The sequence below is a fragment of the Pseudomonas sp. genome (genome assembly GCF_026224925.1).
Taxonomy (GTDB): domain Bacteria; phylum Pseudomonadota; class Gammaproteobacteria; order Pseudomonadales; family Pseudomonadaceae; genus Aquipseudomonas.
In genome coordinates this window covers 1-11536 of the sequence record NZ_JAMFRV010000489.1, presented here as the reverse complement: position 1 = coordinate 11536, position 11536 = coordinate 1, and the positions used below count along the sequence as shown (strand labels likewise).

The 11536-nt window shown below is 56.1% G+C and carries 7 protein-coding genes and 1 pseudogene; 5 read left to right on the top strand and 3 right to left on the bottom strand.

Annotation, left to right across the window (positions count from 1 at the left end; translation table 11 throughout):
- Positions 1-3858 (bottom strand): trifunctional transcriptional regulator/proline dehydrogenase/L-glutamate gamma-semialdehyde dehydrogenase (putA, locus tag M0974_RS20940; RefSeq protein ID WP_297841141.1); only part of this gene is annotated, 3858 nt, incomplete at its 3' end.
- 445 nt (positions 3859-4303) lie between these two features.
- Here putA and putP point away from each other — a divergent pair.
- Positions 4304-5794 (top strand): sodium/proline symporter PutP, encoded by a 1491-nt coding sequence (gene putP, locus M0974_RS20935; protein WP_297841138.1) that lies wholly within the window; start codon positions 4304-4306, stop codon positions 5792-5794.
- A 125-nt stretch (positions 5795-5919) separates the two neighbouring features.
- Here the strand turns inward: putP and M0974_RS20930 are convergent, their stop codons facing one another.
- Positions 5920-6591 carry a polysaccharide lyase family 7 protein gene (locus tag M0974_RS20930; protein ID WP_297841135.1) on the bottom strand — a complete coding sequence of 224 codons (672 nt, stop codon included), beginning with the start codon at positions 6589-6591 and terminating at the stop codon, positions 5920-5922.
- A gap of 319 nt (positions 6592-6910) precedes the next feature.
- On the opposite strand from M0974_RS20930, the gene M0974_RS20925 reads away from it, so the two are divergent.
- From M0974_RS20925 to M0974_RS20915, 3 genes and pseudogenes are all read left to right on the top strand, one after another.
- Positions 6911-9040 (top strand): EAL domain-containing protein, encoded by a 2130-nt coding sequence (locus M0974_RS20925; RefSeq protein WP_297841132.1) that lies wholly within the window; start codon positions 6911-6913, stop codon positions 9038-9040.
- Positions 9041-9079: 39 nt separating this feature from the next.
- Positions 9080-9600, top strand: a pseudogene (locus M0974_RS20920) (M48 family metallopeptidase).
- Between the two features lie 20 nt (positions 9601-9620).
- Complete coding sequence (locus M0974_RS20915) at positions 9621-9917, top strand: winged helix-turn-helix domain-containing protein (protein ID WP_297841145.1); 297 nt, start codon at positions 9621-9623, stop codon at positions 9915-9917.
- Positions 9918-9924: 7 nt separating this feature from the next.
- On the opposite strand, the gene M0974_RS20910 is transcribed toward M0974_RS20915, so the two are convergent.
- Positions 9925-10383, bottom strand: coding sequence for a GNAT family N-acetyltransferase (locus tag M0974_RS20910; RefSeq protein WP_297841130.1), 459 nt, complete (start codon positions 10381-10383; stop codon positions 9925-9927).
- A gap of 284 nt (positions 10384-10667) precedes the next feature.
- On the opposite strand from M0974_RS20910, the gene M0974_RS20905 reads away from it, so the two are divergent.
- Complete coding sequence (locus tag M0974_RS20905) at positions 10668-11405, top strand: ABC transporter substrate-binding protein (protein WP_297841127.1); 738 nt, start codon at positions 10668-10670, stop codon at positions 11403-11405.
- Positions 11406-11536 lie beyond the last annotated feature (131 nt).

Here is an 11536-nt window from a genome sequence, read left to right as displayed (position 1 = left end):
TTCGCCGTGGGACAGGCCGTGAACGCCGATAATCGCACCGGCACGTTTGGCGATCTGTTGGCAGACCGCTTGCAGCTGGTCGGAATCGCCGTGGTGCAGGACGGCGTCGATGATGACCTCGTCTTTGTTCCAGTCGGCCACCAGTTGAATACGTGCCTGGACTTCTTTCGGCAGGCGCGTGCGCAGGTTTTTGCTCGGTTCACTGTCTGGCCAAATCGCTGAGCTGCCTACGGCCAATACCGCGGCGAGTTGGGTCAACAGGTCAGTTTCAGCTTCGGCGAGGCACAACACATGTTCGCGGGGCAGCAGGCTGTAGCTGTTGCGTTCGCCGGTTGGACCGGCAAGTACGCGGGTGATACCGCTTTGCGACTGTGCTGCGAACTGACCGCAGAGTGCGCCAAGTGCTTCCTGCTGTTGGCTGTCAGCCCAGGTTTGCAGGGCTTTGAGCGGTTTGCTCATGGCGTCGCGCATCTGGGTGTTCGGTGCTAACAGTGCGTCGCCACGAGCGAATGATTGCTCTATTGCGTCTACCGGTCGGGTCGACAACAGACGATACAGGTACAAAGGGCCGCCGGCTTTCGGGCCGGTGCCGGACAAACCTTCACCACCAAACGGCTGCACACCCACTACGGCGCCAACGATGTTGCGGTTGACGTAAACGTTGCCTGCATTGACGTTATCGATGACTTTGGCGATGGTTTCGTCGATTCGGGTGTGCACGCCCAGAGTCAGGCCATAGCCAGAGGCATTGATCTGGCCGATCAGCAGGTCCAGTTCTTTGCGTTTGTAGCGAACGACGTGCAATACCGGACCGAAGATTTCACGTTGCAATTCGTCGAAGCTTTCCAGTTCGATCAATGTCGGTGTGACGTAGGTGCCGCGCTTGATTTCATCGGCGTCGGCAATCGCTACCTGATAAACGCTGCGGCCTTTGTCGCGCATGGCCTGGATGTGCTTTTCGATACCGACCTTGGCTTCGGCGTCTATCACCGGGCCAATGTCCACGGATAGCCGCTCTGGATTACCGAGACGGCATTCGGCCATGGCGCCTTTGAGCATTTCAATTACGCGATCAGCCGAGTCTTCCTGCAGGCACAGTACACGCAGCGCCGAGCAACGTTGGCCTGCGCTGTCGAACGCCGAGGACACGACATCCATAACCACTTGCTCCGTCAGCGCCGAAGAATCAACGATCATTGCATTCTGGCCGCCAGTTTCAGCGATCAGAGGGATTGGCCGTCCTTGTGCGTCCAGACGACCAGCGATATTACGCTGCAGCAGACGAGCAACCTCAGTAGAGCCGGTGAACATCACGCCTTTGATTCGATCATCGCCCACCAGGCGTGCGCCGACTGTTTCGCCGCGTCCCGGGAGCAATTGAACGACACCTTCTGGAATGCCTGCTTCGAGTAGCAGACGAACCGCTTGCGCAGCAATCAGTGGCGTTTGCTCGGCTGGCTTGGCCAGCACCGGGTTACCCGCTGCCAGTGCGGCGGCGACCTGACCACTGAAAATCGCCAGCGGGAAGTTCCACGGGCTGATGCATACCACCGGACCCAGAGGGCGGTGGGCGTCGTTGGTAAAATCGTTGCGTGCCTGCACTGCGTAGTAGCGCAGGAAGTCCACGGCTTCACGGACCTCGGCGATGGCATTGGCGAACGTTTTGCCCGCCTCGCGGGCCAGCAAGCCCATCAGCGGTTGAATGTCGCCTTCCATCAAATCGGCAGCACGTTCGAGAATGGCAGCGCGCTCTGCAGGCGGTGTCGCTTGCCAGATAGGCGCGGCATTCAACGCGCACTGAATTGCGTTATCAACGTCGTCTAGATTGGCTTCCTGCACATGACCGACTACGTCGCGCAGGTCTGATGGATTCAGCACCGGAGCAAACGTACCGATGCTGGCGGGGCCTCCAAGAATGGGCCCGGCTTTCCAATCGTTATGAGCGGTAGCCAGCAAGGCCGATGACAGCGAGCCCAGGCGGTGTTCGTTTGCCAGATCGATGCCGCTGGAATTAGCGCGTTCTGGTCCATAAAGATCGCGAGGCAGAGGAATCCGTGGGTGCGGCAAACCGAAGCCGCCTTCCTGCGTCGCCATCTGCTCGATGCTGTTCACTGGATCGGCCACCAGTTCCTGTATGGAAATGGACTGGTCCGCAATGCGATTGACGAATGAAGTGTTCGCGCCGTTTTCAAGCAAGCGCCGCACCAGATACGCCAACAATGTTTCGTGGGTTCCTACCGGCGCATAAACGCGGCACGGTCGGTTCAACTTACCGTCGGCAACGGTGCCTACAACCTGCTCATACAAGGGTTCGCCCATGCCGTGCAGGCATTGGAATTCATACTGGCCGGGGTAATAGTTCTGCCCGGCGATATGGTAAATAGCCGCCAGCGTGTGGGCGTTGTGGGTAGCGAACTGCGGATAAATGACTTCCGGTACCGACAGCAGCTTTCTCGCGCATGCAATATAGGAAACGTCGGTGTAAACCTTGCGGGTGTACACCGGATAGCCTTCCAGGCCATCGACCTGTGCGCGTTTGATTTCGCTGTCCCAATACGCGCCCTTTACCAGACGAATCATTAGGCGATGACGGCTGCGACGGGCAAGGTCTATAACGTAGTCGATCACATACGGGCAGCGCTTCTGGTACGCCTGAATCACAAAGCCAATGCCGTTCCAGCCCGTCAGTTGTGGCTCGAAGCACAGGCGCTCCAGCAGGTCCAGCGACAGTTCGAGGCGGTCGGCCTCTTCGGCGTCAATGTTCAGGCCGATGTCGTAGTGCTTGGCCAGCAAGGTCAGCGATAACAGCCGCGGGTACAACTCTTCCATCACCCGCTCATATTGCGCACGGCTATAACGGGGGTGCAGTGCAGAAAGCTTGATCGAGATGCCCGGGCCTTCGTAAATGCCACGCCCATGGGACGCCTTGCCGATGGAGTGAATAGCTTGTTCGTACGAGGCGAGGTACTTCTGTGCATCGTGCTCAGTCAGTGCCGCTTCACCGAGCATATCGTAGGAGTAGCGGAAACCTTTGGCTTCGAATCGGCTGGCGTTGGCCAGCGCTTCGGCAATGGTCTCGCCGGTGACGAACTGTTCGCCCATCAGGCGCATGGCCATGTCCACGCCTTTGCGGATCATGGGTTCGCCGCTTTTGCCGATGATACGGCTCAGGGATGAAGTCAGCCCGGCTTCGTTGTGGGTGGCGACCAATTTTCCGGTCAGCAGCAAGCCCCACGTAGCAGCGTTGACGAACAGCGACGGGCTATTACCCAAGTGCGGGTGCCAATTACCGGTGCTGATCTTGTCGCGAATAAGGGCGTCGCGGGTGCCTTTGTCCGGAATGCGTAGCAGCGCTTCGGCCAGGCACATCAAGGCCACGCCTTCCTGGGAAGACAGCGAGAACTCTTGCAGTAAGCCTTGCACGATGCCTGCGCGGCCGCTGGCGCTTTTTTGATTGCGCAGTTTTTCGGCAATGCTGGAGGCGAGCTTTTGGGTTGCTTCAGCCATGCTCGCGGGAAGGCGAGCCTGCTCCAACAGCATCGGCACCACTTCGGGTTCCGGGCGTCGGTAAGCGGAGGTGATCGCTGCACGCAAAACCGACTGCGGCAGAATGCTTTCGGCGAACTCCAGGAAACACTGGTGTGCGGCATCGGCTTGCAGGTCGACCAGTTCGTCGGGCTCCTTGCCGATGACGCCGTTGAGCTCCATCAGCGTCGCGCCGCCCTCGAGTTTTTCGAGGTAATTGAAGATTGCTTGCTTGATGAGCCAGTGGGGTGTGCGGTCGATGGAATGCGCGGCGGCTTTCAAGCGTTCACGGGTAGCGTCATCGAGTTTGACACCCAAGGTGGTTGTCGCCATTTCTCATCCTCGTCATTGCCACCCGGTGTGGCTTGGCCGACGCTCAGATTAGTCTTGAAATTCTATGGGTGCAACCTAGTGCAACCCTATTTGCAGGAAATATTTTGTCAGTCAGTCGATCAGCGCATATTGGCGTGGAAGTTGTACAACGTTGGTGCTTTTTCTTCTTTAAAAGTGGGTCTTTGCTCCGAAAGGAAGCAAAAAACATGCTGTCACGAAAGAACGTCAGAAGGTGCAACTGCAGGACAAAAAGAGGTTGCACCTCGTTTGCGTTGTTGACTAGGATTCGCGCCCCAAGGTGACGCCTGTTCATCCTTGGTGCATCGGCTGATGTTTTCCTGGGAAGCTCAGCTTAACGCGCGGCCAGTTATTCATCCTTGCGAGCGGTTTCAATCGCTGCGAATAGATTGATGACCGCGTAATAATAAAGCCAGGACGCAACTCTATGACTGTCAGCAATCCTACCCTGATCACATTTGTGATCTACATCGCCGCAATGGTCCTTATTGGCCTGATGGCCTATCGCTCAACCAACAATCTTTCAGATTATATTTTGGGTGGCCGTAGCCTCGGCTCCGTCGTCACGGCTTTGTCGGCCGGTGCATCGGACATGAGTGGCTGGTTATTGATGGGGCTGCCGGGCGCTATCTACATGTCGGGCCTTTCCGAGAGCTGGATCGCGATCGGCCTGGTGACGGGCGCGTACCTGAACTGGTTGTTCGTTGCCGGGCGCCTTCGTGTACAAACCGAACACAATGGCGATGCATTGACCTTGCCGGACTATTTCACCAGCCGCTTCGAAGACAAAAGTGGGGTGCTGAGGATTGTTTCAGCCGTTGTGATTCTGGTGTTCTTCACGATTTACTGCGCGTCGGGCATTGTTGCTGGTGCCCGATTGTTCGAAAGCACGTTTGGCATGTCCTACGAAACCGCGCTGTGGGCGGGTGCTGCTGCGACAATCGCCTACACCTTCGTCGGTGGTTTTCTCGCCGTGAGCTGGACCGATACGGTGCAGGCCACGCTGATGATCTTTGCGCTGATCCTCACGCCTATCATCGTGCTAATGGCCACGGGCGGCATCGACACCACTTTGCTGGCGATCGAAGCGAAAGATCCCACTAATTTCGACATGCTTAAAAATACCTCATTTATAGGCATCATCTCGTTGATGGGTTGGGGCTTGGGTTACTTTGGCCAGCCGCACATCCTGGCGCGGTTCATGGCGGCGGATTCGGTGAAGTCGATTGCCAAAGCGCGTCGTATTTCCATGACCTGGATGATTCTGTGCCTGGGTGGCACCGTCGCGGTGGGCTTTTTCGGTATTGCTTACTTCTCGGCGCACCCGGAGTTTGCCGGCCCAGTGACCGAAAACCACGAGCGTATATTCATTGAGCTGGCGAAGCTGTTGTTCAATCCATGGATCGCCGGTGTGCTGTTGTCAGCGATTTTAGCGGCTGTGATGAGTACGCTGAGTTGTCAGCTGTTGGTGTGCTCCAGCGCGTTGACCGAGGATTTCTATAAAGCCTTCTTCCGCAAGCGCGCATCAGACAAGGAATTGGTGTGGGTCGGCCGCGGTATGGTGCTGTTGATTGCCATGATCGCCATTTTTATCGCCTCTAACCCCGACAATCGGGTGCTGGGTCTGGTGAGTTATGCATGGGCTGGCTTCGGTTCGGCCTTCGGCCCTGTGGTGCTGATTTCAGTGCTGTGGAAGGGGATGACGCGCAACGGCGCACTGGCTGGCGTGTTGGTCGGCACCCTAACGGTTATCGTCTGGAAGCACTTCGCGCTGCTGGGGTTGTACGAAATTATCCCTGGCTTCCTCTTCGCGAGCGCGGCGATTGTAATATTCAGCCTGCTGGGCAAGGGGCCGTCGGCGGTTATGCTCACGCGCTTTGCAAGCGCTGAAAAAGAGTTCAAGGCCGCGTCTCGTTGAATAACTGAGTGCAACTGTAGGCTCTTGTAGGCGTTGCCAAAGGCTGCGATAGGCTGCGATAGGCTGGAAAGATCGCAGCCTTCGGTAGTTCCTACAGTTAGCTTTTTATTTCAGTTGTCCATTCGTCAGCTTTTTGAGTGATTGATGTCCAGCTTGTAAAACGTCGCTTTTCCGCCTTCGCTGGTGTAACCCGTATTGTCCTGGGTATACACGCCAGCCTTGAAGTACAGCGGTTTGTCGCGCCAGGTTGCGCTAATCGGGCTGCTCCAGTTTGCGTCGCGCGCGCTCACACTCAGTTGACCGCCTGGGCTGAGGTGGATGATGTATTTGAATGGTTCATTGAGAGGCACATCCTCAGCAATAATGATCGTACGGGCTTCTTTGTCGTCAAACCGGTTGCGGACTTTGGCGACGATAGTGCCGCTTTTGGCACTTTCCTTGTACTGGTATTCAACCTTTAACAGCGGTTCGGTGCTTTCGTAGGCGTGAATTTGACCGATAACGATCCGGCCAGAGGAGGGCACCTGATTGACTGCCACGGTGGCGCGTAAAAAATTGTCGCTGGTGGGGTACAACCAATTACGCAAGCTGCCGTCGGCGTTGGTTTCACGCAGTTCGCTACGTGGATAAATAGCGTTGGCGGTGCGCGCGCCCGTAACGGGGGACCAAAAAAACAGCGCCCCGCTTTCAGACTGGAAATATTTTCCGTTATAGCCGTCAACCAGTTTGGCGGTGTCAATAGTTGCAGGGGGGGAGCCTACGGGGATGCTCAGGTTCCACGTTGCCATGTCGATCATTTTTCAGCCTTCGATGTGTCTTATTGCCAGCATGGAGGTGTCTGGCTCAATGGTTTCCGACTACCTTTATAAAGCCTTAGGGTTGGATTGTTAACGGTAGTTCGTCGAACAGACAGTGGCAAAAGTCGGTGGCCAGTGATGGCACTTTTTCGATGGACGCTTGAGCGTTATATACCGTTAGTCGGCTTGACGGGCGTTTAGCCACTAGATAAGCGTTTGCTCGCTTCTGCTTTTGCCTGCTCAGGACTAAAGTGGGCCGCTAGAGGAATTCTGGCTTTGCCCTGCGCCCTGGCGTACGCGCTACAGGAAGAGAAGCAGCATGGAATGCGTGCAATCAGAACCATCGGAAGGTAACTCTGTTCTCTTGGTCGTCGATGATTATCCCGAAAACCTGATCACTATGCGGGCGGTCTTGCACCGTCAGGATTGGCATGTGGTCACGGCCAGTTCCGGCGTTGAAGCCTTGAACCTGCTGTTGGAGTTGGACGTCGACCTGGTATTGCTCGATGTGCAGATGCCCGACATGGACGGTTTTGAGGTCGCGCGTTTGATGCGCGGCAGTCAGCGCACCCGTTTGACCCCCATCATTTTCCTGACCGCCAATGAACAATCCGAAGCCGCTGTGCATAAGGGTTATGCAAGTGGCGCTGTGGATTATCTGTTCAAGCCTTTCGACCCGCAGGTCTTAAAGCCTAAGGTGCAGGCGCTGCTGGAACACCAGCGCAACCGTCGAGCCTTGCAAGCCCTGACCCACGAGCTGGAGGCCGCGCGCGCGTTTAATGCGTCGGTGCTGTCGAATGTCGCCGAAGGCATTTTGGTGGTCGATGAGTCGGGGACGATCAGTTTTGCAAACCCGGCTATTTGCCGGTTGCTCAACGCGACCTTTGATGAGTTGCGAGGCACAGAGGTGGTCGACTACTTGTTCAAACCGCACATCGTGCAATGGTCTGAATCGGATTTCTATCGTAGTTACCGCAACGCCGACACTTACCGTATGCACGATGCGGTGCTGCGCACGGTGGAGGGTCATCAAGTCCCCGTCGCGTTGTCTTGTGCACCGCTGCCGGCCGAGCAACGCTCAATGGTGCTGAGTATTCTGGATATGTCAGTGGTCCGTGACTTATGCCTGCAACTCGAGCAGCAGGCTGTTACCGACGCGCTGACCGGGCTGCTCAACCGCCGCGGATTTTATCAGGCAGTCGAAAGTGCGCTGACGCGTACCGACCGTGACGACAAGTCTCTCGTTGTGCTGTACCTGGACCTTGATGGGTTCAAGCGCATCAACGACTCCCTTGGCCATGATGTGGGGGACCGGCTGTTGTTATGGGTCGCCGAGCAATTGAAAGAATGCTTGCGGCCCTATGACATCCTGGCGCGCATGGGCGGCGACGAGTTTACCGCCGTTATCGATGGGCTCGATTATCCAGAGCAGGCGGCGATCATCGCTGAAAAGCTCATCGAGCGTGTATCGGCTCGTCAACAGATCGACGGCTTGGACATCGCACTGGGCGTCAGCATTGGCATTGCCACGTACCCTGATTGCGGCGCGGACCTGGATGGTTTGCTGCGCGCTGCCGATGTCGCTATGTATGAGGCTAAACGTGCGGGGCGTCAGCAGTATCGTTTTTTTGACCACAAAATGAATGGCCGTGCACGCTCACGGCGGATGCTTGAAGAAAGCGTTCACACGGCCATCGAAGGTAACGACTTTTCGTTGGTGTATCAGCCGCAGGTCCATATCGATGGCGGCCGATTGCGCGGTTTTGAGGCGCTGTTGCGCTGGCAGCACCCTGACGTCGGGGACGTGCCGCCGGGAATATTCATCCCGCTGTTGGAAGAAACCCGTTTGATCAACCGCTTGGGTGGTTGGATTTTTGACCAGGGTGCCGCTCAGCGCCAAGTATGGAACACGGTTTTTCCGCGCGACCTGGTACTGGCTGTGAGCATCAGCACTGCTCAGTTCAGCATGCCCAATCTTGCGTCCGAGCTGCGCCGTGCCATTGTTCATTACGGTTTGCTCCCGCAGCAGCTTGAAGTCGAACTGACTGAAGGTTCGTTGGTACAAGACCTATTGCATTCACACAAGCAGCTGCAGGCGCTTCGAGAGATAGGCGTGCGTATCGCGCTGGATGATTTTGGTACTGGTGAGTGCTCATTAACGCTGCTGCGCAACATCGAATTGGACACGCTAAAGATTGATCGGCATTTTGTAGCGCGATTACTCGACTCACCACGCGATGCCGCAATCGCACGTAGCGTGATTGAGCTTTGTCGGGGCTTGGGCATGCTGGTGGTCGCTGAAGGTGTTGAGAGCGTCGAGCACTATCAATGGCTGAAAGCTAATGGCTGTCATTTGATCCAAGGCGCCTTGGTTGCGCCGCCGTTGACTGCACAAGACGCTTGTCGGTTTGTGCAGCCGTTCGACTGGGGCAAGCTCAACTCGATGTGAATTCGGTACACTGGCGTCTTTCAAGTCTTCGTCGTCCTTATGATCGCGCCAACCCTTGCGCCACTGAAGTACCTGCAAGCCTATCCGCCCGCTCTTCAAGAGCAGGTGCAGCAGTTGATTGTGCAAAATCGACTGGAGGCTTACTTGAAGCAGCGCTACCCCGAGCGGCATGCGGTGCAAAGCGACAAAGCGCTGTACGCGTACGCTCTGGCGTTGAAGCAAGAGCACCTGCGCAATGCGCCAAGTATCGACAAAGTGTATTTGATAACCGTTTGGACCTGACCCACCGTGCGTTGGGTCTGCACACCACGATTTCCCGTGTACAGGGCGGTAAATTAAAGTCCAAGAAAGAGATTCGCATCGCGTCGTTGTTCAAAGATGCGGCACCCGAATTTCTCAAGATGATCGTGGTGCATGAACTGGCGCACTTCAAAGAGTCAGACCACAACAAGGCGTTTTATCAGTTGTGCGAGCACATGCAGCCCGGTTACCACCAATTGGAGTTCGATCTGCGCATTTACCTGACTTACCGTGACCTGCAAGGCAAAGCCGCCGAATGAACACCAACAAGGCCCCGACGATGGATGTCAGTAAGACCAAAAGCAGTTTCTATCGCCGCTTGTACGTGGCACACCTGATTGATAGCGGAGCCGCGAGCAGCGTTCCTGCTTTGTGTGAGGCGACCGGCATGCCGCGCCGTACTGCGCAGGACACCATTGCCGCGCTGGCAGATCTCGACATTGTGTGCGAGTTCAAACAGGAGGAGGGCGCGCGCAATCATGCGGGTAGCTACCAAATCAAGGCATGGGGCGCTATAGACAAGGCTTGGATTGCCGTGCACCTACCGCAAGTAAAGGCCGTATTGGGCTACCCTTGATCAGGTCTTAATCCAGATCACGACGCATGCCGATATGCGGTATTTCGTCCTCCAGGTACACCTCGCCAACCGGCTTGAACCCATAACGCCCGTAATAGCCCTGTAAGTGCGCCTGAGCGGACAGGTAGATCGGCTGGTCGGGCCATTTCTTCTCGGCGTGTTCCAGCGCCTGCACCATGAGTGAGTGCCCCATGCCTCGATTGCGCACTACGGGGGCGGTTACGACTCTGCCGATGACCACATCGCCGCCCTGTTGGATGGGGTCGAGCAAGCGCAGGTAGGCGACCAATTGATCGTTGTCCCATGCCATCAGATGGCACGTGTCACCGTCCAGGTCCTGGCCATCAACGTCCAGATACCAGCACTTTTGCTCGACCACGAATACTTCGGCGCGCAGGCGCAATATCGCGTAAAGCTGTTCTTTGTTGAGATCGGTGTGATGTTTGCAAACCCAGTTGATAGACATGTGACGGACCTGAAAAAGAATTCTGGGGCGGATACTAAAGCCAGCTCCCCGCTGGATGCCACATAGAACTGTAGCGCGTTAATCAAAAACGCTTAGGGTTTGGCATAAATGAAAAAAAACGCCCTCAAACAAGGCGGCTGCCATTAGTCCTGTTGGTCATAAGGTCATGAGTGTGTAATCTGAGAGCCATTCTGGATTTTCGATTCTTTAGCGAGTATTAATCCGGGCCGTGCTCCATCGCGTCCCTCGTATGGCGGGTGAGTAGCCCGCTCAGGAGCGTGAGCATGCCGCGATTGCTTCGAGTCTTAAGTTTGCTGGGATTGTTGTTGATGGCGCAGGATGCGGCAGCGACTAAGTTGCGTTTGGTCGGTGATGCATGGCCGCCGTTTACCGACAGCAACTTGGTTAACGGTGGGTTGGCTACCGACATCGTTAGTACTGCGTTGACGCGGGCCGGTTACACCACCGAGTTTGAGCAGGTGCCTTGGGCGCGTGCGCTGTTGGGGGTGGGCGAGGGGCGTTACGACGTATTGGTCGACGCTTGGTTCAACCATGAGCGCACGTTGATCGGTGAGTTTTCGAACGAGTATTGGGTCAATAGGGTGCGCTTCCTTAAGCGTAAAGACTCTCCCATCATTTTCGACACCTTGCAGGCGTTGCACCCATACCCGGTCGCGGTAGTGCGAGGATATGCCTATTCAACTGCGTTCGATAATGATCCCTACTTACAGAAAGTGCCGGTGCACACTTTTTCCATGGCCTTGCAGATGCTGGCCGCGGGACGTGTCTCGCTGGCGGTGGAAGATGAATATGTGGCTCGCTACAACCTGAGTCGCGAGAAGCAGCAAGTTCGCGACAGCGTTGAGTTCCTGCCTAAATCATTGATCGAGAACAGCCTGCATATTCTGGTCAGCTTGAAGAACCCCGACCACGCAGAAATCGTCGCCAGTTTCGATCGGGAAATTGCGGCGATGAAGGCCGACGGTAGCTACGACCGACTGTTTCGCGAGCACGGCCTGTAACTCAGCAGCTCATACTGTTTAAGTCGCGGCGGGTTCTTTGATCAAGTGCGCGGCCATTGTGCGCAGCGGTCCTAATTGACGGCCAATCAGCGCCAGCTGGGTTTGCACCAGCCTCTGGCTATCGTCTACCT